Genomic DNA, 23,119 nt, shown 5'->3' on the forward strand with positions numbered 1-23,119 from the left:
CTTCGGCGGGTTTTTGCTTTTTCGGGCATAAGTACCTCCGACCAAGGGTGCTTGAGGTTGTACATCCAACCAGCTACTGTACAAAAAACCAGTTAGCGGGCCCGTTATGGAGTTGATCGACAAGCTGAGCATTCTGGCCGACGCCGCCAAGTACGATGCGTCGTGCGCGAGCAGCGGCGCGCCTAAGCGGAGCGCCGAAGGCAAGGGCGGCCTGGGCTCCACCAATGGCATGGGCATTTGCCATAGCTATACACCGGACGGCCGCTGCGTATCCCTGCTCAAGGTATTGCTCACCAATTTCTGCCTGTACGACTGCCAGTATTGTGTAAACCGGCGCTCCAGCAATGTGCCGCGGGCGCGGTTCAACCCGGAGGAGGTAGTACGGCTTACGCTGGACTTCTACCGGCGCAACTATGTAAGCGGCCTGTTTCTCAGCTCGGGCATCATCCGCTCGGCCGACTACACCATGGAGCAACTCGTAGCCGTCGCCCGTACGCTGCGCGAGGTTCATGAGTTTCGTGGTTATATCCATCTCAAGACCATCCCGGACGCCGACCCCAGGCTGATCGAGCAGGCCGGGCAGTACGCCGATCGACTCAGCGTGAACGTGGAGCTGCCCACCGGCGAAAGCCTGCGCGTGCTGGCGCCCGAGAAACAACTGATCACTATTCACCAGGCCATGGACACGATCCACCAAGGCCAGCAGGCGGTGGCGGGGGAAGCGCGCGCGCCGAAATTCACCCCGGCGGGTCAGAGTACGCAAATGATCATCGGTGCCGATGCCACCGATGACAGCACTATCCTGCGCAGCGCCGAATCCCTCTACGGTAATTTCAAACTCAAGCGCGTGTATTACTCGGCGTTCAGCCCTATTCCGGACAGCCCCGGCAGTGTGCCGCTGGCGCCGCCGCCCTTGCTGCGCGAGCACCGCTTGTACCAGGCCGACTTCCTGTTGCGAGGCTATGGGTATCAGGCCAGCGAACTACTGAATGGGCCGGGCAACCTGGCGCTGGATATCGACCCGAAGCTGGCCTGGGCACTGGAGCACCGCGACATGTTCCCGCTGGACCTCAACCGCGCCGAGCCGGCGATGATCGCCCGGGTGCCGGGCATCGGCATTCGCACCACCAAACGGATCGTCGAGCTTCGCCGCCAACGGCGTATCCGCTATGCCGACCTCGCGCGCCTGCGCTGCGTGCTCGCCAAGGCCAAGCCGTTCGTGGTCACCGCCGATTACCACCCCCCGCAGGCAGACACCAGCAGCCATGCCTTGCGCCAGGCCATGGTCGAGCGGCCCCAGCCTCAACAGCTGGGGCTGTGGGGATGATTTGCCTGGAGTGCAACGGGCGGTTCAGCGAATGGCGCCAGCAGGCGCGGTGGTTGCTCAGCCATCAAGTGGACCCCAGCCAGGTGAGCTGGAATGGTGAGCGCGAAGCGGACCTGTTCAGCGCGCCCCATGGCTTGCCGGCGGAACCGGGGCCTTTCCAGTCGCGTATTCCGCAGGCCCTTCCGCCCTTGCTCGAAAGCGCCTCGCAATACCTGGGCGAGCAGCGCTGGAGCCTGCTCTATGAAGTGCTGTGGCGGGTAAGCCACGGGGACCGCACGGCGATGCTGGCAGGCGATGCGGTGGGCAGTGAATTGCACCGTCGCATCAAGCAGGTAAGCCGGGAGGCCCATCATCTGCACGCCTTCTTACGTTTCGTGGAGCGTACGGAGGCTGATGACGGGCCGGCTTATGTGGCCTGGCACGAACCGGCCCACGACATCCTTGAGCGCGCCGCCGAGCATTTCGTGGGGCGCATGGGGCGGCAGCGTTGGCTGATCGCTACCCCGCGCGATGGGATCTACTACGACGGTGAAGCCCTGCACTACGAGCGCGTATGCCCGCCGGCCTGGGCAGCGCTGGCGCGGGGGCAGGGCGATGCCACCCATGCATTGTGGCGGGCCTATTATGCACATACCTTCAACCCTGCCCGGGTGAACCCCGGGATCATGCAGGGGCACATGCCGGCACGGTTCTGGAAGCTGCTACCCGAGGGCGACCTGATCCCGAAGCTGGTGACCCAGGCGCGGCACGGCAAGCAACGGGACGGGCAGGCGCAGGCGGTATCGGAGCGGGCGGGCAAGGCTATTTCCCGGCCGGGTGGGCCGTTGGGAGCGGCTTCGCGCACGCCTGCGACCAGCGGAAAGTAAAACTTTGAAATTTTTTGTCACATTGCCTTAACAAGCGAGCCGGGGTGCCGATAAAGAGGCTACCAAGCCCTCTATAAGTAGCGCCCGGTCATGACCCGAAACCTGAAGTTCAGCCACAAGATCCTCCTGGCCGCCTCCCTCGTGGTGGTGCTCGCGTTTACCTTGTTTTCGCTCTACAACGACTATTTACAGCGGCACGCGATCACCTCGCAGCTCAACAGCTACCTGGCCGAAACCGGCGAAAGCGCGTCGGCCAACGTGCGCAACTGGTTGTCCGGGCGCATCCTGCTGGTAGAAGGCATGGCTGAAGGCCTGGCCGCAACGGCCGATGACGATGCCGCCAGCCAGTGGATGAAGCAGAAGACGCTGCTGGCCACCTTCATGAACGTGTACATCGGCCGCGCCAACGGCGTGTTCGTGATGCAGCCGCCGGATGAAATGCCCGCTGGCTACGATGCGCGCACCCGCCCCTGGTACAAGGGGGCCGTGGACGCTGGCAAGACCACGCTCACCGAGCCTTACACCGACGCGGTCACCAAATCCCTGATCATTACCATTGCCACTCCGGTGAAAGGGCCGAACGGGCAAGTGCTCGGCGTGGCAGGCGGCGACCTCACCCTCGATACGCTGGTCAAGACCATCAACGCCCTGGACTTCCACGGCAACGGATACGCGTTTCTGGTAGATGCAACCGGGCAGATTCTCGTGCACCCCGATCAGGCGCTGGTGAATAAAAACCTCAAGGATGCCTACCCCCAGGCGACACCGCGGCTGAGCGCAGACATCAGCGAAGCCGATCGCGCTGGGCGCACCGAGGTGCTGACTTTTGCGCATGTCGATGGGCTGCCCTCGGTGAACTGGTACATCGGCCTGGCCCTGGACAAGGAAAAAGCCTACGAAAGCCTCAGCGACTTCCGCACCTCTGCGGTGGTGGCAACGTCGGTCGCCGTGGCGGTGATCATCATTCTGCTAGGCATGCTGATTGCCGTGCTCATGCGCCCCCTGAACGTGATGGGCCGCGCAATGCAGGACATTGCCGCCGGTGAAGGCGACCTTACGCGTCGGCTGGAGATCCAGAACCAGGACGAATTCGGGCACCTGGGCACCGCCTTCAACCGGTTCGTGCAGCGGATTCACGATTCCATGCGGGAAGTGTCGTCCTCCACCGTGCAGCTCAACGAAGTCGCGCTGCGGGTGGTAAGTGCGTCGAACTCGTCGATGATGAACTCCGACCAACAAAGCAGCCGCACCAACAGCGTAGCGGCGGCCATCAACCAACTGGGCGCCGCGGCCCAGGAAATCGCCCAGAACGCAGCGCTGGCAAGCGAGCATTCGAGCGATGCCAGCGACCTGGCGGCCAACGGCCAGGCGGTGGTGCAGCAAAGCATCGACGCGATGAACCGCCTGGGCAGCAAAATCAGTGGGGCGTGCGAGAAGATCGAACAGCTCAACCTGAAGACGGCGAACATCGGCCAGATCCTTGAGGTGATCACTGGTATCTCCCAGCAAACCAACCTGCTGGCGCTCAACGCCGCCATTGAAGCCGCCCGGGCAGGAGAGGCGGGGCGTGGTTTTGCGGTGGTGGCAGATGAAGTGCGTAATCTTGCTCACCGCACCCAGGAATCGGCCCAGCAGGTTCAGAGCATGATTGAAGAGCTTCAGGTAGGTGCCCGTGAGGCGGTGGCGATCATGAACGAGAGCCAGCGTGAAAGTGACCAAAGCGTGACCATTGCCAACCAGGCGGGCGAGCGGCTCACCAGCGTGACCCAACGCATCGGTGAAATCGATGGCATGAACCAATCGGTCGCCACGGCCACCGAGGAGCAAACCGCAGTGGTGGAAGCCATCAATGTGGACATCAATGAAATCAACACACTGAACCAGGAAGGGGTGGAAAACCTTCAGGCCACGCTGCGGGCCTGTACCGATCTGGAACAGCAGGCGAGCCGTTTGAAGCAGCTGGTGGGTAGCTTCCGGATCTGACCCGGTTGGTGCTGACACACATTGACACAACCTCCGGGAGCGAAGATTATGACGGCCATCATATCAAGCTGATTCCTGGAGGCGTCAATGGTGTCCGGCACGCTGGCGGCGGCCCTCGGGCGGCGTAACCTGCACTACGGCTGGGTGGTGGTGGCCGCTACCTTCCTGGTGATGCTGGTGGCCGCCGCTGCCATGGGCGCGCCTGGGGTGTTGATCGTGCCCCTGCAGCAGGAGTTCGATTGGTCCACCTCACAGATCTCCGTCGCGCTGGCTTTGCGTCTGGTGCTGTTTGGCCTGCTCGGGCCCTTCGCGGCGGCGCTGATCAATCATTTTGGCCTGCGGCCTGTGGTCGTCACGGCGCTGGGCTTGATCGCTGCGGGCTTTTTAGGCTCGCGGATGATGACCGAGCTGTGGCAGCTGTTGCTGTTCTGGGGCGTGGTCGTGGGCGTGGGGACCGGCATGGTCGCCATGGTGCTGGCCGCTACCGTTGCCACCCGCTGGTTCAATCACCGTCGCGGTTTGGTACTGGGCTTGCTGTCGGCCAGCTCCGCCACCGGGCAGCTGGTATTTCTGCCGCTGATGGCGCAGCTTACCGAACGCTACGGTTGGCGTGCTGCCCTATTGTTCGTCTGCCTGATGCTAATGGCGACCTCTCTGGTGGCACTGCTGTTGATGCGCGATCGGCCGGCAGACCTCGGCCTGCCCGCTTACGGCGATCACACTGTGGCCCCGGCGGTACCGTCTGCCAGCTTCCTGACCCACCTGCGTTCTCCTCTGGTGGCCCTGCGCGACGCCAGCGGCGACGCCACCTTCTGGGTGCTCGCGCTCAGCTTCTTCATTTGTGGCGCAAGCACCAACGGGCTGATTCAAACCCACTTCATCAGCCTGTGTGGTGACTTCGGCTTGCCTGCCGTGGGCGCGGCCAGCGTGTTGGCGCTGATGGGCATCTTCGACTTCATCGGTACCGTCGGCTCTGGCTGGCTGTCGGACCGCTACGACAACCGCTGGCTGCTGTTCTGGTACTACGGCCTGCGAGGGTTGTCGCTGCTGTTCCTGCCGTCGACTGATTTCACCTTCTATGGCTTGTCGATCTTCGCAGTGTTTTATGGCCTGGACTGGATTGCCACGGTGCCGCCCACGGTCAAGCTGATCGCCGAGCGTTTCGGCCGAGAGCGTGCAGGCCTGGTATTTGGCTGGGTGTTCGCGGCGCATCAGCTGGGCGCAGCCAGTGCGGCCTATGGCGCGGGGCTGTCGCGTACCTTGCTGGCAAGCTACCTGCCGGCGTTTTACGTGGCTGGGGCCTTGTGCCTGGTCGCCGCGCTGTCGATGCTCGTACTACGCCGCTATACCGCTCAGGCAGCCGCGCTCAGTTGAATCAGGGGCGCGCCAGGCCGTCGCAGGCGGTGTGCCCGCCCAGTTGCTGGCAACGCAAGGGCTTTGCCTTGGGCAGTGGTTTTTTCTCCGGCGCCGGCGCGCCACCCGGAAGGTAATGCACGGTGTAGCGGACCTTGGTTCGGTAGCTGGCCTTGAGAATGTCCGTGGCGCGCTTGTTGATCACGTCGGGTTTGGCATCCTCGGGGTTTACGCTTACCCACTGAGCCTGCTCGACCTTGCGCGCCCATTCCGTGCTCCCGCGCGTCACCGGGCAGGGCACGAAGCTGAAGCTCACGCGGCCGTTGGCACCTGTGCATTTATAGGCATCGGCCAAGGCATAAGGCGCGGAGCAGGCGAGGGCAGCGCAGAGTAGCAATCCGAAGCGCATCAGGTCGTCCATAATGGCGATGAGACATCGGCGCATTCTAAAGCGAACGGGTACCCCCCACAACGCACGCCGACGGAACGCCAGCGCCCGGCCGTCAGTCCCACCTGCATGACTGCAACCTCTGAATCTCCACTGTACATAGGCTGTGCGGGCTGGAGCCTGCCGCGCGAGCAATGGCCGCGCTTCAGTACCGAAGGCAGCCATCTCGAGCGCTACGCCAGCCGGTTTGGCGGCGTCGAGATAAACAGCTCGTTCTACCGGCCGCATCGGCCAGCGACCTATGCGCGCTGGGGCGCTTCGGTACCCGAGGGGTTCCGCTTCTCGGTAAAAGTCCCTCGGCAGATTACCCATGAACAACGGCTTGAGGGCTGCGAGCCATTGCTGGCGGCCTTTTTCGACCAGTGCAGCGCCTTGGGTGATCGCCTGGGTTGCCTGCTGGTGCAACTGCCGCCTTCGCTGGCCTTCGACCCCGGCACGGCGGGGCCGTTTTTCGAGGCGCTGCGCAGGCTTTACAGCGGTGCGGTAGTGCTGGAGCCCCGACACCCCAGTTGGCTTGAGGCCGATGCATTGCTGCAAGCCTGGCAGGTAGGCTGGGTAGAAGCCGACCCGGCACCGCTTGGCGAACCCGCGCCGCTCGGCTGGCAAGGCGTCGCTTACATACGCTTGCACGGTAGCCCGAAAATCTATTATTCGGCCTATCCCGAGACGGTACTGGCCGCGCTGGCTGAGCGACTGCGCGATCGTGCCGTGCCCACATGGTGCATCTTCGATAACACCGCCGCCGGCGCTGCGGTGCCCGATGCCTTGGGGGTGGTGGAGCGGTTGGGGCTGAGTTAGATAGGTCACCCGCTGGCGAGCATCGCTTAGTTCCCATGGAATTTTCCCACAACACATTGAGAATCCTCCGGCATTCAAGCCGGTACCGCTTCTCTAGCATGGCGGCTCCTGCGCGTTCTGCGCCTGTTTCCGGAGCCCCGTCCATGCCTTCACTGCCTCTTCGCGCCTGTGCCTCTCACTGCCCGGAGCGATGGGCATGAGGCTCTATCACATCTTTCGCGGCGACAAAACCACCGCCGGCGGCACTGTCATCAGCGGCAACCCCGCGTGCAAGCTGGAGGGCCGGCCGGTAGCGTGCGAAGGCGACAAGGTGGAGTGCCCCGCCTGCGGCACCGTGGGCGTGATCGTGTGCACCGGCCCTCATCGGCATGCTTACGTAGACAAGGCACAATGCGCGCTGGAAGGCGACCAGTGCCAATGCCAATGCTCGCCAGCGCCCACCCTGATCGCCAACCAGACCAGCATATCTTATGACTTCGGCCCGTCTTCGCTGCCTTTGGTGGGCATGGGGAAGATGGGCGCAGGGCGGTACCGGGCCGCTGCCACGCGTTCAAGTACGCCCGGCGTCGTATCGCACACCCGGGTGACCGCCCCGCCGGCCACAACGCTTGGCCAGCAGCTTGTCGAGGAAGAAGAAGAGGAAGAACCTGCCGAAGGCATCATCGTGCGGATCGGACTGTTCTTCGACGGTACCGGGAACAACATGGCCAACGCCGAACTCACCGCCGACTGCCAGCCGAGCGACGTGGGTTATACCGAACAACAGGCACGGGAAATCAGTGCCTACTGCGTTCAGGAAGGCTTTGACGCCGCCGGTGGCGTGCCGGACAGCAGTTATGGGAATGCGTCGAGCAATGTGGCGCGGTTGTATGATTTGTATCCTGATCAAGCGGAGGAAGAGCTGGCCCCGGATACCGAGACCGCCTGTCTTTCAGTCTACCTCGAAGGTATCGGAACCAGCAGCGGCCAACCCGATTCGCTGTACGGACAGGGGCTGGGGATTGGCGCGACCGGTGCGGCAGCGCGGGTGAAGCAGGCGCCGGCCTTGGTGGTGGAGAAGCTGCGACGGCTTAGGGACACTAACCCTGGCCTCGTCATTCGCCGCATTGAATTCGACCTGTTCGGGTTCAGCCGCGGCGCGGCGGCCGCCCGTCATTGTGCCAATGAGCTGCTCAAAGGCACCAAGAGTGGCTTGGCTAAAGCGCTGCCGGCGGGGTCTCCATTGTTCGCGCCGGTTTTCCGTTGGCGCCATGGCCAAGACTTCATCATCAACTTTATCGGCCTGTTCGACACGGTGCCCGGGATTTCCAACCCGCTGCGGGGTGATTTCTCTCCTCACGATGGCCACAACCCAGGGCTCAACCTGCGTCTGGCGCCAGGGTGTGCGGAGAAGATCGTGCAACTGGTGGCCCAGCACGAGTTCCGCCACAACTTCTCGGTAATGCTCAGCGACCACGACATTCGCATGCCTGGCGCGCCCATTCGGACCTGGGCGGCGGCTACCCACCGGCGATCAGAGAAACCGTACTGCTCACCCGGCCCGAGCACAGCGAAATACCCTATGAGCAACAGGCCCGGGAATCTCAGGCCTGGCGCACGGCGAAGCGCCAGGTTGAGGCTCACCTGCCACCGTACGGCAATGCGTTCACCCAGCCCGGCCAACCGTTGAGCGTGCAGCCCTGGGCCATCGCCCTGCCGTACAACCCGCACCAGGACGCGCGCCGGCTCAAGCGGGTGTACGCCGCGGTGGTCAGCAAGCGGGTGGTGCGCGGGGCGCTGTCGCTGGTGTACTTGCGCGTCATGCGCAAGCTGGCCGTGCGGGCGGGCGTGCCGTTCAAACCTATCGACAAGCGCGACAATCGACTGACCTTGCCGGCGGAGCTCAAACCCATCTCGCGCAAGCTGACGGCCTACGCCCTGGGGGAAGCCCCCAATACCGTCACCGAGACCGAGATGGACCTGCTGCGTCGCTACTACATTCACCTGTCCGCCAACTGGAACGCCGCCCGGGGCAAGAACAACTCCGACCTGTCCGTGCTGTTTATCAATCGCCCGGCAAGTGAGGGGCGGCGCGCCGAATATCCCAATGAATAGCCTCGGTCGGCTATTGATATTGGTGACTGCCTTGGCGCTGGCCTCCTGCGCAAAAGGGCCTCACGGGCTTCCCTACCATGCCTGGTACATCGGCGTGTTCACACGCCCCTACATGGACGTATGGATCGAAACGGTGGATACGGCGGACGTACGCGGCCATGTGTACAGGCGGGCCATGTCGGGCGTGGCATCAATCAACAGCCCCGCCAGCCTGAAGGCCAACCCGAAGGGCTGGCCTGAGCCTCCGGGCGTGGGTAAAGGAAAGCACGTGCTTGGCGCAGCCCTGCCGCTGTGGATCTACGTACGCTGGCAGTCGCTGGTCGAGCCTAAAACGTACGAAGCCTTCATTCGCGTCGATGCGGCCATGCGCAAGGCCATGGTCACAGGCAAAAAGGCCTTCTGCGCAGCGGACGGCAAATGGATCACCGACTACCCCTATGCCGTGAACATCGGCCTGGCCCCGGGCGGTATCGCCAAGGTCTGGATCGCCGGCCAATGCACCCGCAGCGTGCCCATAGCTCGCGTTCAAGGCCGCGTTGTCGAGGCCGGCCCCTATGGCGGACGGTACGGCAACCAATATCCCGACCTGAACGACGTGTCCAAAGCCTACGTCGAAAAATACGGTGTGCCCTATGGCAGCTGGTAACCGATGTCGCGGGCTGCTCATAGTGATAGCTGCCCTGGCGCTGGTCTCCTGCGCCAAGGGGCCTCATGGGCTTCCGTTCGATGCTTGGTGGATAGGTGTGTTCGCCCGCCCGTACATGGATGTCTGGATCGAAACCGTGGATGTCGCCGATGCCCGCGGCCGCGTGTACAGGCGGGCCATGTCTGGTGTGGCTTCAATGGGCAGGCCCTCAAACTTGAAGGCCGATCCCAGGGGTTGGCCGAGCAACCCCACCTGGGGCAAGGGCAAGCATGTGCTTGGCGCAGACTTGCCCCTATGGATCTACGTACGATGGCAGTCGCTGGTCGAACCGCGCACCTATGAAGGTTTCATTCCCATCGATGCTGCAACGCGCAAAGCCATGACGAAAGGGGAGCGGGTACACTGCGATTTCGGTGACGAATGGATCACCGACCATCGCTACGCCGTGGCGCTCGGCCTTGCCCCTGGCGGCGTCGTGCGTATGTGGATCAGCGGCCGATGTTTGAGCTCCATCCCCATAGCTCGCGTTCAAGGCCGCGTTGTCGAGGCCGGCCCGTACAATGGACAGTCCGACGGGCACTATTACCCGCTCGACGACGTGTCCAAGGCTTACATCGAAAAATACGGTGTGCCCTATGGCAGCTGGTAACCGGAGTCGCGCAACGCCCTGCAGCTACTGTGCAGCTACGCGGCCTCGAGAGCCTTTGCCGGCCGTGCCCTCCAGGTAAACACTGCGAGCCCCGCCAACAGCAGGCTGGTCAGCCAGAACACCGAGCGCATGCCGTAATGCCCGCCCGTGAAGCCGCCTGCCAATGGGCCGAGCACCTGGCCTACGTACTGGCAAGACGTTGAATAGCCCAGCACGCGCCCGGCTACACGGTCCGGTACGGCATGGCGAATCACGCTGGCAATGCAGGGCAACAGGCCGCCCAGGGCCAGCCCCATGGCCAAGCGCAGTACTACCAGTTGCCAGCCTTCGGTAACCAATGCCTGGGGTATCAGCAGCAGCGCGGCCGTGGCCAGGCAACCGCTGAGCACGGGCCAATGGCCAATGCGATCAGCGAGCTTGCCAAGGCGGGAGGCCGAAACAATGCTGCCCAGCGCCGTGGCGGCCATGGCCAGGCCGGCCATCCAGGTGACCTCGTTCACCTGCAGTTGCTGGAAGTACACCGTGATGATCGGCTCGATAGACATGGTTGCGAACATCAATGCCGCCGCAGTGATCAGCATGCTGATCGCCTGAGGATTGAGCGCCGCCTCGCCGCCGTTGGCTGAACTTAAGGTATGGGCTTTCGGTACAGGGGTTTCCTTGAGCAAAAAGGTAGTGGCGAGAAACGCGATGAAAATGGCGCCGCCACACAGGAAGAACGTATTGCGGATACCTACCAGCGGCGGCAACGCTCCTCCCAGCAACGGGCCGGCGAGGTTACCTGCCATGATCCCCGACGCCAGTACACCCAATGCCCAGCCCGAGCGGGCTTTGGGCGCTTGGGTGGCGACCAGGATGGTCGAGCCCGAGGCATAGCCACCGAGCAACCCCGCCAGCAAACGCAAGGCCACCAACTGCCAGGCACTTTGCGCCAGGCCGATCAGCGCCATGGCCACAGCCATGCCCAGGCTGGCACGTATCAGCATCAGCTTTCGGCCATAGCGGTCGCCCAGCCGGCCCCACAACGGCGCGGTGAGCGCGGCGGAGAAAAACGTGGCGCCGTAGGCTGCGCCCGACCATTGCACGATCGCAGCTGTATCTGTAACGCCCAGGTGTTCTACGTACAGCGGCAGGAAAGGCAGCAGGATAGTCATGGCCACGATGGTGGTGAACGAGCCAAATACGCATACCCACAGGTTGCGCTGCCAATGTGGTTCAGGGGCCATGCCGGTGTACCTCTATCGCAGGGGAATAGCCCTACGGTAGCGCCCACTCCGGCATAAATAAAATTCATGTTTAGAATTTACTGGATTCCTTGAAGGAATTCGTATGCACTTCAGCTTGCATCGAATACCGGGCCTCTGCGCAAACGGATCGGCCCTTTCACGGGGGCGGCAGGGCCCACAACTTGCTGCCCTTGGGTAATTACTACAACGCCTCTTTCTGCCAGTGCGTTTGCAACGTCACGCACGGGCCCCATCAACGCCCGCCACCCATCCGTGTCGCTCGCCAACGCTCGAGCGACATCCGACGGGCAGATGGAAGCGTCCGGGCTTCGCGCGGCGAGCAGTTCAAGCATGCGCGCCTCGATCAGCCCGGCCTGATTCATTGCGCGCTGAAGCGGAACAGCGTGGTCTGGGTGTAGGTTTTCTTCGGATCAAGCCGCGTGCTGGGGAAGTTCGGCTGATTCGGCGCGTCTGGGTAGTGCTGGGTTTCCAGCGTGAAGGCACCCCAGTGCGGGTAGGTTTTGCCGCCTTTGCCGGTGAAGCCCTTCAGGAAGTTACCGGTATACAGTTGCACCCCGGGTTCGGTGGTGTACAGCTGCAGCCGCCGCCCCGAGCCTGGGTCGAACACCTCGGCCGCCAGCTTGCTCAGGTCGCCTGCGCTGTCCAGCACCCAGTTGAAGTCGAAGCCGCCTTGCTTGGGTTCGGCGAACTTCAGTTGCTCGTGGTCGTCGCGGATGTGCTTGCCGAACGCCACGGGCTTGGTGAAGTCCAGCGGCGTGCCGGCCACGGGGGCCAGTTCGCCGGTGGGGATCAGTGTGCTGTCGATAGGGGTGTACTTGCTGGCATACACCGTGGCCACCTGGTTGAGGATGTCACCTTCGCCGGCACCGGCCAGGTTGAAGTAGCTGTGGTTGGTGAGGTTGAGCACGGTGCTGCGGTCGGTGGTGGCTTTGTAGCGGATACGCAGCACGTTGTCTTCGTTGAGGCTGTATTCCACCTCCACGTTGAGGTTGCCCGGGAAACCCATTTCACCGTCGGCGGAATGGTAGCTCAGCGTTACGCCCACCCAGCCTTTTTCGTCGGTTTCGCGGGCCTTCCACACATGCTTGTCAAAGCCTTTGGGCCCACCATGCAAGGCGTTGGGGCCGTCGTTGAGTGGCACCTGGTATTGCTTGCCATCCAGGGTGAACTGCCCTTTGGCCAGGCGGTTGCCGAAGCGGCCGATGGTTGCGCCGAAGTACACATCCCCATGGGCCTGATAGCCCTGCACGTCATCGAAACCCAGCACCACATCGGCAAGCTGGCCTGCGCGGTCGGGGACCAGCAACGATTGCAAGGTGGCCCCGTAGGTCAGAATGCTCGCCTGCATGCCATGGCCATTGCGCAATACATAGCGCTCCACGGCCGTTCCGTCTTCAAGGGTAGCGAAGCTGGCGTGTTCGCGGGTAAGGCCTGCCGCCTGAGCCGAACTGGCTGCCAGGCCGAGCGCCAAGGCGAGGCCGGCGGCCTGGCCGCTGCGCGCGAGAAAGGGTTTCATGAGCTATCTCCATACAGTTGTTGTTATAAATGGATGCATCGCCGAGCGCGACCCCTTGAATATAGTCATACCAATTTCAACATCAAGTCGTTCGTTGCGATGATTCAAGGGGCTTGAAGTCCAAATAGTAATATTATTTAATGCTGAACACCTGCCAACCTCGATTGGCCGGCGAACATACAACAATTAATAAAAACCGGAGGCGCCGTGCACTGGCAGCCTGTTTCGCCCGATCGCTTCAAGCTCGCGGAAGGCCCGTTCTGGGACGCTTCCAACCAGGCACTCTACTTTGTCGACATCGCCGGCCAGGCCGCCTGCCGTTTGAGCACCGACGGCCTTGAACGCTGGCAGCTTGCAGAGCCGGTGTCCGCATGCATTCCTACAACCTGCGGCGATGCGTTGGTGACCTTGCCCAGCGGCGTGTACCGGCTGAGCCTGGCCTCTTCCAAAGACCACCCTGAGCTGCGCTTGTTCAGCAAAGTGGATCCGCTCGACGGCAACCGTGCCAATGAAGCCCGCTGCGATCCCCACGGCCGCCTTTGGCTGGGCACCATGCAGAACAACCTTGGCCCTGCTGGGGAGGACATCCCTGTCACGCGTGACAGCGGAGGGTTGTTTCGCATAACGGCGGGTCAGCCCGGGCAACCCCCGCAGGTAACACCGCTGCTCGAACGCTTGGGCATTCCCAATACATTGGAGTGGAGCGCCGATGGCCGCTTCGTCTATTTCGCTGACAGCCGTGCGGGGCAGCTGTATCGCTTCCCCCTGCAGGCAGACGGCAGCCTCGGCCCCCGAGAAGCCTGGGCGGCGGATGGCCCTGGCGTACCTGATGGCTCCGCGCTCGACAGCGAAGGCTACTTGTGGAATGCCCGCTGGGGCGGCGGATGCCTGTTGCGCTTCGCGCCGGATGGGCGCATCGATCGCCGCGTGGACGTGCCGGTGAGCCATCCCACCAGTTGTGTATTTGGCGGGCCGGACCTTCGTACGCTGTACCTGACATCAGCGATACCGGCCCACGGGGCCACAGCCTTGGACGGGGGTGTGTACTCCGCGCAGGTGAACGTGAAAGGCACGCCGTGCACTCGCTTTGCTGGATAAAAAAACCGCGCCGTTAATGGGTGACACTTCGTTACATATTGGATCGGCGCGCTGTGCTTGACTGAACTCGCGGTATTCGGCCCCGTCGGTACCGTTCGGCTTTCTAACAAGAACAAGGAGTGAGCCATGCCCCTTACCAAAGGGTTTCGCGTCTTTTGTGGCGCTGTAGCAACCACCGCCGCGCTGAGCTGGGCAGGCCAGGCTCTGGCCGCTGACCCGGTCAAGATCGGCTTCCTGGTCAAGCAACCCGAGGAGCCCTGGTTCCAGACCGAATGGGCGTTCGCTGAAAAAGCGGCGAAAGAAAAGGGCTTTACCCTGCTGAAGATCGCCGTTCCCGACGGTGAAAAAACCCTTGCAGCCATCGACAGCCTTGCCGCCAACGGCGCCAAAGGCTTCGTGATCTGCGCGCCGGATGTGTCCCTAGGCCCGGCCATTGTCGCCAAGGCCAAGGCGAACGACCTCAAGGTAATGGCGGTAGACGACCGCTTCGTGGACGCCAAGGGCAACTTCATGGAGGACGTACCCTACCTGGGCATGGCCGCCTTCGAAGTGGGCCAGAAGCAGGGCGCGGCCATGGCCGGAGAAGCGAAGAACCGCGGCTGGGACTGGAAAGACACCTGGGCTGTGATCAACACCTACAACGAGCTGGACACCGGCAAGAAGCGCACCGACGGTTCCGTGGACGCGCTCAAGAAAGCCGGGTTGCCTGAAGACCACATTATCTTCGCCCCTCAGAAAACCCTCGATGTGCCAGGCAGCATGGACGCCACCAACTCCGCGCTGGTGAAACTGCCCTCTGCGGCCAAGAACCTCATCATCGGTGGCATGAACGACAACACAGTGCTGGGCGGCGTGCGCGCCACCGAGAGCGCCGGGTTCAAGGCAGCCAGCGTGATCGGTATCGGCATCAATGGCACTGACGCCATTGGCGAACTGAAAAAGCCTGACAGTGGTTTCTTCGGCTCCATGTTGCCTAGCCCGCACATCGAAGGCGAGAAGACAGCCACCATGGTGTTCGAGTGGGTCACCACTGGCAAGGAACCCCCGAAATACACCGCCATGGACGAAGTGACCCTCATCACCCGGGCAAACTTCAAGCAAGAGCTTGAAAAAATCGGCCTGTGGAATTGAGCCAGGCGACGAGGACCTTCCCGATGTTGTCGACCGTTTCGCAACCCGGCGCCGCCCAGGCGCTTTCCTTCAAAGGCATCGGCAAGCAGTTCCCGGGCGTACGCGCCCTGGCCGATATCAGTTTCACCGCTTACCCGGGGCAGGTACATGCCTTGATGGGCGAAAACGGCGCGGGCAAGTCCACGTTGCTGAAAATCCTCGGGGGCGCCTACACGCCCTCCGAGGGTGAACTGTGCCTGGGGGAGCGCAGCCTGAAGTTCCGTAATGCCGCCGATAGCTTGGCCAGCGGCATCGCAGTCATCCACCAGGAGTTGCACCTGGTACCAGAAATGACCGTGGCCGAGAACCTGCTGCTCGGGCATTTCCCCTCACGCCTGGGGATCGTCAACCGTCGCGCCATGCACAAGCGGGCGCAGGAGTTACTGCGTGGGCTGGCCGAGGAAATCCATCCGCAGACGCGGCTCGGCGATTTATCGCTCGGCCAACGGCAGCTGGTGGAAATCGCCAAGGCCCTGTCCCACGACGCACGTGTGATCGCTTTCGACGAGCCCACCAGTAGCCTTTCCGCACGGGAGATCGACCGGCTGATGGACATCATCGGCCACCTGCGCGACGAGGGCAGGGTGGTGCTGTACGTGTCCCATCGCATGGAAGAAATTTTCCGTATCTGCGACGCGGTGACCGTCTTCAAGGATGGCCGTTTCGTGCAAACCTTCGAAGACATGGCGGTGCTCAGTCACGACAAGCTCGTGACCTGCATGGTCGGCCGGGATATCCAGGACATCTATAACTATCGCGAACGCGCCCACGGCGAACTGGCACTGGATGTGGATCGCCTGCTGGGCCCTGGCCTGCGCGCGCCCGCCAGTTTCTCGGTTCGCCGCGGCGAAGTGCTGGGCTTTTTCGGCTTGGTCGGGGCAGGGCGTACGGAGCTGCTTCGCCTGCTCTCCGGGCTGACCCCCGCAAGCGCCGGCACCCTCCAGCTGGACGGCAAGCGGCTGAAGCTGGCGAGCCCGCGCGATGCCATTCAAGCGGGCATTCTGTTATGCCCCGAAGACCGCAAGAAAGAAGGCATCGTGCCGCTCGCCAGCGTGGGCGAGAACATCAACATCGGTGCCCGGCCTCGGCATGTGCGCCTGGGCTGCCTGTTGCGGGGGCGCTGGGAGCGTGACAACGCTGAAAAGCAGATTCGCGCACTGAACGTCAAAACCCCTTCAGCCGACCAGGCAATGCTCTACCTGTCCGGTGGCAACCAGCAAAAGGCGATCCTTGGGCGCTGGTTGTCCTTGCCCATGAAGGTATTGCTGCTCGATGAGCCTACCCGGGGCATCGACATCGGGGCCAAGTCAGAGATCTACCAGATCATTCATAACCTTGCCGCCGATGGCGTAGCGGTGATCGTGGTGTCCAGCGACCTGATGGAAGTGATCGGTATATCGGACCGTGTGATCGTGATGTGTGAAGGCGAGATCACCGGTGAACTGCCCCGCAACCGGGCGAACGAATCCAGCCTGCTGCAACTGGCCCTGCCCGGCGCCCGTACAGCCCCAGAACAAGAGGTGAACCATGGCTAGCGTACCCCATACCCCGTTGATTTCCGCGCACCGCCTGAACATGCGGCGTTTCCTGGATGATTGGGTCATGCTGCTGGCCGCCATCGCGATCTTCGCCTGCTCGGCGATCTTCATCGACAACTTCCTTTCGCCCTTGAACATGCGCGGCCTGGGGCTGGCGATCTCGACCACCGGGATCGCCGCCTGCACCATGCTGTTCTGCCTGGCCTCGGGGCATTTCGACCTGTCGGTGGGGTCGGTGATCGCATGCGCCGGGGTTATTGCCGCCATCGTGATGCGCGAAACCGACAGCGTAGCGTTAGGCGTAGGGGCGGCCCTGGGCATGGGGCTGGTAGTAGGGCTGATCAACGGCATCGTGATCGCCAAGCTGCGGATCAACGCATTGATCACCACGTTGGCGACCATGCAGATCGTACGCGGCCTGGCCTACATCTTCTCCAACGGCAAGGCCGTGGGCGTGATGCAGGAAGATTTCTCGATCTTCGGTAACGGCCAGCTGTATGGCGTGCCCGTGCCCATCGTGATCACGCTGCTGTGCTTTTTGTTCTTCGGCTGGCTGCTGAACTACACCACCTACGGTCGCAACACCATGGCCATTGGCGGTAACCAGGAAGCCGCGCGGCTGGCCGGGGTATCGGTAGACCGTACCAAGATCATCATCTTCGCGGTGCATGGCGTGATCGGTGCGCTGGCCGGTGTGGTACTGGCATCGCGCATGACCTCGGGCCAACCGATGATCGGGCAGGGCTTCGAACTGACGGTGATTTCGGCCTGTGTACTGGGCGGTGTGTCTCTGGCCGGCGGCATCGGCATGATGCGTCATGTGATCGCCGGCGTCCTTATTCTGGCGATCATCGAAAACGCCATGAACCTGAAGAACATCGACACCTTCTACCAGTATGTTATCCGCGGCACCATCCTGCTGCTGGCCGTGATCATCGACCGCCTCAAGCAGCGCTGAGGCGCTCGCCTACCCGCCAGTGACCTTGTTCACTATCTCTACCAACCGCGCCTGGGAAAACGGCTTGGCCAGGCGCGGGAGGTCCGGCGCCTGGCCCGGCATCATGTCGGCATAGCCAGAGACCAGAATCACGGGCATTTGCGGCCGCTGCGCCAGTACCTGAACGGCCAGTTGCGCGCCGGTCATGTGCGGCATGGCATGGTCGGTGATCAACAGGTCGAAGGCTTGCTGTTCGAGCCAGCCCATGGCCTCTCGCGCCGAACTCGCAGGGCGAACCTGGTGGCCCAGCTCCCGCAGCATTTCCACGGTATTGGTAAGTACCAGCTCGTCATCATCCACGGTAAGGATGTTCAGTACCTTGCCGGTCGCCGCAGCAACGGGCGACTGCGCCAGGGCGGCTGACGGTTCTTCGGCGCCAGGGGCAGGGCTTGCCGGTAGCCACACTTCGGCCGTGGTGCCACGGCCCGGGTTGCTGCGCAGGCGCAAGGTTCCACCGCACTGCTCCGCCAGGCCAAGTACCATGGACAGGCCCAGCCCGGTGCCCTTGCCGACGCCCTTGGTGGTGAAGAACGGCTCGGCGGCGCGCTTGAGCGTTTGCTCATCCATGCCTTCCCCGGTGTCGGTCACGCACAGGCACCAGTAGTCGCCCGCAGCCAGTTGGGGGTCGCTGGCCGACACCTGCTCAAGCCGGGCGCCAAGGGTGATACGCCCCTGGCCACTCATGGCATCGCGGGCGTTCACTGCCAGGTTCAACAGTGCGGCTTCGAGCTGGTTGGCGTCGGTACGCACCCAGGCGGGCGTCGCGGGGAAGTCGGTGTCCAGTTCGATTGTCGGCCCCAGCGAGCGCTGCAGCAGCTCGTTCATGCCGGCAACCAGTTCGCCCAGCTCCACCGTTTCAGTGCGCAGATCCTGGCGCCTGGCAAAGGCAAGCATGCGTGCAATCAGAGAGGCACCGCGTTCTGCCCCTGCCTTGGCGTTGTCCAACAGGCGCAGCAAGGCCGGGTCGCCAGGCATGCGCCGGCGCAATAGCTCCAGGCTACCCAGTACGGCCATCAGCAGGTTGTTGAAGTCATGGGCGATCCCTCCCGTGAGGTTCCCCAGCGCTTCCATTTTTTGCGCTTGCTGCAACGCCTGCTCGGTGCGCCGGATGCTTTCCTGGCTCACCCGCAAGGCCTCGGTTCGCTCGATCACCCGGGCTTCGAGATCCCGGCGGAATCGCTCCTCGCTCTCGCGCCGCTGGATTTCCGCCCGCACCCGTTCGATGTGGGCCCAGGAGCGCTCGCTGACCTCGGTCAACAATGACAATTCCTGCGACGTCCACTGGCGCGGCACGCGGTCATGGATGGCCATGAGCGCTGTGAGGCGCCCGTCTTTCACCAGGGGCATACAGATGGTGGCAGCCAGCCCGATGCTCAAAAACGCGCCGGCCTCGCTGGCATCGAGCTGGGCGGCGTTGTCTTCGAGAATCAGCGGCAGGCCAGCATGCAGGTTTTTCAGGGCAAGCCGACCGAAGCTGGCAAGGCTGTAATGCCCCACAATGCTTGGCGAGCCTGGGGCGCTCCAATCCCCGCGTATGCTGAAGCCGTCCTGGTCGGCGTCCATGTCGGCATACGCGCACACCGATACGCCAAGGTGCTCGCCGAGCAGGCGAGTGGTGATCGCCATGATCAGATCCGCGTCGGTGCTACGAGCGGTTTCACGGTTCAGCGTATCGAGGAAGCGCAGCCGCCGCTCGTTGGCTCGCAGGGTTTCTTCGGCCTCGCGCCGGGCGCTGATATCGGTGGCCGCGCCGAACCACTCGAGTACTTCGCCGCGCTCGTCCAGCAGCGGCACCGCGCGTGAATGGACCCAACTGATGCCGCCGTCCAGCCGGCGGACCCGGTGTTCCATACTGAAACTGGACGTTGTGCGAATCGCCTCATCGATCCCTTGACGCACACGGGGCAGGTCAATGGCATCGACATACGCCTGCAGCCAGCCACGCGTAGGTTCCAGGGTGTCCTGAAGCAGCCCCTGGCCATCCAGCTGCCACATTTCTTCCCAGTCCGGTGACAGGCGATAGATCAGGTCGGCCGTGGAACTGACCAGCGTGCGCAGGCGCTCTTCACTGTGCTGTAGATGGCGCTGAGCAAGCACCCGCTGGGTCGTTTCCACCACGATAGCGATCACCCCGGCGGGCTGCCCGCTTTCGTCGTACACCGGCGAATAATCCAGGTCCATCCAGACCTGCTCCGGTTGCCCGTTGCGGTGGAGTGTGAGCTCCTGATCCTTGTAAGCCAGCGTACGCCCGGACAGCCCCACCCGCATCACGTTGTCGTTGAAATCGGCGACTTCCGGCCACCCCTTGCGTACTTCGGAGCCCAGTAGCCTGGGATGGCGGCCGCCGGCAAAACCCGAGTAGGCGTCGTTGTAGATCATGATGCCCTTCACGCCCCACAGCAGCACGATGGGCACGGGAGAAGCCAGCAGCATGGCGGTGATGGTCTTGAGGCTCTGCGGCCAGGTGGCGGTGGGCCCCAGGCCGCTGGCGGCCCAGTCATGCTCGCGTATCAACCGGCCGAGCTCGCCTCCCGCATGAAGGAATTCAGGGCTGTCGGTGGATTGGGCGGTAGTGTCCGGGGTCATCTAAGCGCATGTCCGTTCAGGGCTGGAATGCAGACGCAGGGTCGCGCGCGCATCATAGCAGGCGCGTGGCCCCGAATCTGACGCTTCGTTCGTCTGGAAGTTGCCTATGCTGAGCCAACTAAGCACGGTTTACCGGGTCACAGGCTTCTCGCTGAAGCGATTCCGGGAACCCCGGCCCCAGGCTTACAGTACCCAGACAGGAGCAGTGCATGACCCAGGTTTTCGATGTTCGCGATTATGGCGCCAAGGGCGACGGCAGTACCGATGACACCCAGGCGATCCAGAAGGCGATAGATGCAGCCGCCGCTGCCGGCGGTGGCAAGGTATATGTACCCAGCGGAACCTGGGTGGTGTCTGACAGCGATGGCTCGGGCAATGCCCTGGCGGTTAAAAGCAACGTAACCCTGACTGGCGACGGCGCGGGCGAAACCGTGCTCAAGCTGGCCGACGGTGGCGCGAGCAGCACCACGTCGCTGTTGGGCGTGGCGAGCGGGAGCACGGTACGCGACGCGACAGTGAGCAATCTGACACTCGATGGCAACCAGGCCAACACCAATGGGGAGGTGAGCGGCTGGTCGCAGGCTGGCGCCAACAGCGTGACCAACCTGGTGCTCGATGGTGTGACCGCTCAGGATTTCAGCGGCAGCGGCTTCGACCTCACCGCCCCGGCGGTGAACCTTACGGTGCGCAACAGCACCGCGCAGGACAACACACTGGATGGCTTTGCGTTGGGTGGCAGCCTGTCCGCGGCCACCTTCCAGGACAATCGCGGCGTGGACAACGGCCGCAATGGCATCAATGTCACCCTGGGCAGCCAGGCGTTGTCGCTTACCGATAACGTGGCGTCGGGCAACGGTGCGGACGGCGTTTATGTGCACAATGAAAGTGGCGTGGATACCGGTTACTTCAGCGTGATCGGTGGTGACGTGTACGACAATGCCGGTGACGGCGTGCGGGTGCGAGGGATCGAGTACGGCGGCGTGTACCGCGTGGACATCCACGGCAATGGCGGCTCGGGTGTGAACCTGCAGGGCACCACCCACGTGGAAGTCTCGGACAACGTCATCCATGACAACGCGCAGACCACCGACACCGCGGAAGTGGCCATACGCAGCCTGGGCAGCACCAACGGCACGCAGAACTTCGTGTATGACAACATCATCACCGGCGGCGCGCATTCGACCTGGGGCGTGGCGGAAATTCCGTCCAGCACCGCAGGCGTGGATGGCAGCGTGATCTTCGGCAACGTGATCAACGGCACCCAGGCCGGTGACATCAATGCCGTAGGTACCGAGACCCAGGTCTACAACAACAGCGATGTGTTGATCCTTCGCGGCAGCGCCGCAGCCGATACCCTGACCGGTAGCCGTTCGGATGAAATCATCAGCGGGGGCGAGGGCCGTGACCGTATCGATGGGGGGGCGGGCAATGATGTGATCGTCGGAGGGGCGGGGGCCGACAACCTCACCGGTGGTACCGGCAGCGACGTCTTCCGCTTCACTGCCCTGAGCGACAGCTATCGCACGGCGACTACCTCGTACAGCGACCGCATCACGGACTTCAACGATGCCACCGATCGCCTCGATCTGACTTCACTTGGGCTGACGGGCCTTGGCAATGGGCATGACGGCACGGTCAAGGTGACGTACAACGCAACCACCGATACCACCTACCTGTCGAGCCTGGACGCCGACGCCCAAGGCAATCGGTTCCAGCTCGCGCTCAGCGGCAATCACCTCACTACCCTTGGTGCCGACAACTTCTACTCCCTCACCGCAGGAACGTCTCACAACGATCAGCTCACCGGCACGGCTGCGGACGACACCCTGGCAGGGAATGCCGGCCGCGATACGCTGTCGGGCGACGGCGGCGCCGACCGTTTGCTGGGCGGCAGCGGTGGCGACACGCTTACCGGCGGCGCTGGCGCAGATACCTTCGTCTATGCCAGCACAAGCGACAGCCTGCGTAACGATGCCAGCGGCAGCTATGCCCAGCGTGACCTGATAGTGGACTTCAACAGCAACGGGCATGACCGTATCGACCTGACCGCCCTGGGCTTTACCGGCCTGGGCAACGGCTATGACGGCACGCTGAAGGTGGTCTTGAACCTGGCTGGCGATTACACCGCGCTCAAGTCACTGGAGCCGGACGCCGACGGCAACCGTTTCGAGATTCTGCTCAAGGGCAACCATCTGTATGACCTTACGGCGACGAATGTCCTGTTCGCAAATCCCGATACCACGCAAACCGATACGTCCCAGCCAATCCCTGAAGTGAACGCCACGGGCACCGCCGGCGCGGACACTCTGTACGGTGACTGGGGCAACGATACGCTGCAGGGGCTGGCCGGCAACGACGAACTGGCCGGTAGCGTGGGCGATGACCTGCTGGTGGGTGGGGCGGGCAGCGATCGGCTAACCGGTGGCTCGGGCGCTGATACGTTCCGGTTCGACAGTGTAAGCGACAGCTACGTGGGCGCCGCGGACCTGATCACCGACTTCTCCACGGGCCGTGATGTGCTGGACGTTTCTGCGCTGGGCTTCACCGGGCTGGGCGATGGCACCGACGGCACCTTGAAGGTGACCTACAACGCCAGCAGCGACCGCACCTATGTGCGCAGCAGCGAAGCGGACAGCGAGGGGCACAAGTTCCAGGTAACGCTCGCGGGGGATTACAGCCACACCCTCAATGCCGATCAGTTCGTGTTCGCGGCGGCGGATGCCACCGCCGAGGTCCAGGTGCTGGGCGTAGCTGCTCACACCGACCACACTGCCTGACCCCGCACATTCCTGGCGCCTTATGG

The 23,119-nt window shown here is 63.0% G+C and carries 19 protein-coding genes and 1 pseudogene; 15 read left to right on the forward strand and 5 right to left on the reverse strand.

The window, feature by feature from the left end:
- Nucleotides 1–106: 106 nt before the first annotated feature.
- From AC3Z8Y_RS11395 to AC3Z8Y_RS11415, 5 genes and pseudogenes are all read left to right on the forward strand, one after another.
- Entirely contained in the window at nt 107–1,327 is a 1,221-nt protein-coding gene (locus AC3Z8Y_RS11395) for a putative DNA modification/repair radical SAM protein (protein ID WP_490089779.1), read from the forward strand.
- Nucleotides 1,324–2,193 (forward strand): TIGR03915 family putative DNA repair protein, encoded by an 870-nt coding sequence (locus tag AC3Z8Y_RS11400; protein WP_490089780.1) that lies wholly within the window; start codon nt 1,324–1,326, stop codon nt 2,191–2,193. The genes AC3Z8Y_RS11395 and AC3Z8Y_RS11400 overlap by 4 nt, the downstream gene beginning before the upstream one ends.
- Nucleotides 2,194–2,283: 90 nt before the next feature.
- Nucleotides 2,284–3,321: pseudogene (locus AC3Z8Y_RS11405) on the forward strand (HAMP domain-containing protein); the annotation flags it as partial.
- A gap of 93 nt (nt 3,322–3,414) precedes the next feature.
- Nucleotides 3,415–4,176, forward strand: coding sequence for a methyl-accepting chemotaxis protein (locus AC3Z8Y_RS11410; protein ID WP_490089984.1), 762 nt, complete (start codon nt 3,415–3,417; stop codon nt 4,174–4,176).
- 87 nt (nt 4,177–4,263) lie between these two features.
- Entirely contained in the window at nt 4,264–5,550 is a 1,287-nt protein-coding gene (locus AC3Z8Y_RS11415) for an MFS transporter (protein ID WP_490089781.1), read from the forward strand.
- Between the two features lies 1 nt (nt 5,551).
- Here the strand turns inward: AC3Z8Y_RS11415 and AC3Z8Y_RS11420 are convergent, their stop codons facing one another.
- The gene (locus AC3Z8Y_RS11420; protein WP_490089782.1) at nt 5,552–5,938 is read right to left on the reverse strand and encodes a DUF4124 domain-containing protein; all 387 of its coding nucleotides are present in this window, start codon (nt 5,936–5,938) and stop codon (nt 5,552–5,554) included.
- A 108-nt stretch (nt 5,939–6,046) separates the two neighbouring features.
- On the opposite strand from AC3Z8Y_RS11420, the gene AC3Z8Y_RS11425 reads away from it, so the two are divergent.
- The 5 genes from AC3Z8Y_RS11425 (at nt 6,047) to AC3Z8Y_RS11445 (ending at nt 10,164) form a co-directional block, all read left to right on the forward strand.
- Nucleotides 6,047–6,775, forward strand: coding sequence for a DUF72 domain-containing protein (locus AC3Z8Y_RS11425; protein WP_490089783.1), 729 nt, complete (start codon nt 6,047–6,049; stop codon nt 6,773–6,775).
- A 196-nt stretch (nt 6,776–6,971) separates the two neighbouring features.
- The gene (locus tag AC3Z8Y_RS11430) at nt 6,972–8,444 is read left to right on the forward strand and encodes a type VI secretion system family protein (RefSeq protein WP_490089784.1); all 1,473 of its coding nucleotides are present in this window, start codon (nt 6,972–6,974) and stop codon (nt 8,442–8,444) included.
- Nucleotides 8,441–8,869 (forward strand): hypothetical protein, encoded by a 429-nt coding sequence (locus tag AC3Z8Y_RS11435; RefSeq protein WP_490089785.1) that lies wholly within the window; start codon nt 8,441–8,443, stop codon nt 8,867–8,869. Before AC3Z8Y_RS11430 ends, AC3Z8Y_RS11435 begins: the two co-directional genes overlap by 4 nt.
- Nucleotides 8,862–9,515 (forward strand): DUF2931 family protein, encoded by a 654-nt coding sequence (locus AC3Z8Y_RS11440; RefSeq protein ID WP_490089786.1) that lies wholly within the window; start codon nt 8,862–8,864, stop codon nt 9,513–9,515. Before AC3Z8Y_RS11435 ends, AC3Z8Y_RS11440 begins: the two co-directional genes overlap by 8 nt.
- Complete coding sequence (locus AC3Z8Y_RS11445) at nt 9,502–10,164, forward strand: DUF2931 family protein (RefSeq protein ID WP_490089787.1); 663 nt, start codon at nt 9,502–9,504, stop codon at nt 10,162–10,164. Before AC3Z8Y_RS11440 ends, AC3Z8Y_RS11445 begins: the two co-directional genes overlap by 14 nt.
- A 35-nt stretch (nt 10,165–10,199) precedes the next feature.
- Here the strand turns inward: AC3Z8Y_RS11445 and AC3Z8Y_RS11450 are convergent, their stop codons facing one another.
- From AC3Z8Y_RS11450 to AC3Z8Y_RS11460, 3 genes are all read right to left on the reverse strand, one after another.
- Nucleotides 10,200–11,390: an MFS transporter gene (locus AC3Z8Y_RS11450; RefSeq protein WP_490089788.1), complete on the reverse strand. Its 1,191-nt coding sequence runs from the start codon at nt 11,388–11,390 to the stop codon at nt 10,200–10,202.
- A 110-nt stretch (nt 11,391–11,500) separates the two neighbouring features.
- Nucleotides 11,501–11,743: a DUF3253 domain-containing protein gene (locus tag AC3Z8Y_RS11455; protein WP_490089789.1), complete on the reverse strand. Its 243-nt coding sequence runs from the start codon at nt 11,741–11,743 to the stop codon at nt 11,501–11,503.
- Nucleotides 11,744–11,769: 26 nt separating this feature from the next.
- Nucleotides 11,770–12,927 carry an aldose epimerase family protein gene (locus tag AC3Z8Y_RS11460; RefSeq protein ID WP_490089790.1) on the reverse strand — a complete coding sequence of 386 codons (1,158 nt, stop codon included), beginning with the start codon at nt 12,925–12,927 and terminating at the stop codon, nt 11,770–11,772.
- 207 nt (nt 12,928–13,134) lie between these two features.
- Between AC3Z8Y_RS11460 and AC3Z8Y_RS11465 the strand changes: the two genes are divergently transcribed.
- The 4 genes from AC3Z8Y_RS11465 (at nt 13,135) to araH (ending at nt 17,691) form a co-directional block, all read left to right on the forward strand.
- Nucleotides 13,135–14,025 (forward strand): SMP-30/gluconolactonase/LRE family protein, encoded by an 891-nt coding sequence (locus AC3Z8Y_RS11465; RefSeq protein WP_490089791.1) that lies wholly within the window; start codon nt 13,135–13,137, stop codon nt 14,023–14,025.
- 126 nt (nt 14,026–14,151) lie between these two features.
- Complete coding sequence (locus tag AC3Z8Y_RS11470; RefSeq protein ID WP_225774054.1) at nt 14,152–15,156, forward strand: substrate-binding domain-containing protein; 1,005 nt, start codon at nt 14,152–14,154, stop codon at nt 15,154–15,156.
- 23 nt (nt 15,157–15,179) lie between these two features.
- Complete coding sequence (gene araG / locus AC3Z8Y_RS11475) at nt 15,180–16,730, forward strand: L-arabinose ABC transporter ATP-binding protein AraG (protein WP_490089792.1); 1,551 nt, start codon at nt 15,180–15,182, stop codon at nt 16,728–16,730.
- A complete protein-coding gene (gene araH, locus AC3Z8Y_RS11480; protein WP_490089793.1) occupies nt 16,723–17,691 on the forward strand; it encodes an L-arabinose ABC transporter permease AraH in 969 nt (322 codons plus the stop codon). Before araG ends, araH begins: the two co-directional genes overlap by 8 nt.
- A 9-nt stretch (nt 17,692–17,700) precedes the next feature.
- Here the strand turns inward: araH and AC3Z8Y_RS11485 are convergent, their stop codons facing one another.
- A complete protein-coding gene (locus AC3Z8Y_RS11485) occupies nt 17,701–20,316 on the reverse strand; it encodes an ATP-binding protein (protein WP_490089794.1) in 2,616 nt (871 codons plus the stop codon).
- A 209-nt stretch (nt 20,317–20,525) separates the two neighbouring features.
- Here AC3Z8Y_RS11485 and AC3Z8Y_RS11490 point away from each other — a divergent pair, with 209 nt between their 5' ends.
- Complete coding sequence (locus AC3Z8Y_RS11490; RefSeq protein WP_490089795.1) at nt 20,526–23,093, forward strand: M10 family metallopeptidase C-terminal domain-containing protein; 2,568 nt, start codon at nt 20,526–20,528, stop codon at nt 23,091–23,093.
- The last annotated feature ends 26 nt before the right edge of the window (nt 23,094–23,119 follow it).

It is taken from the genome of Pseudomonas sp. 3MAES_34.3B (assembly GCF_058145875.1).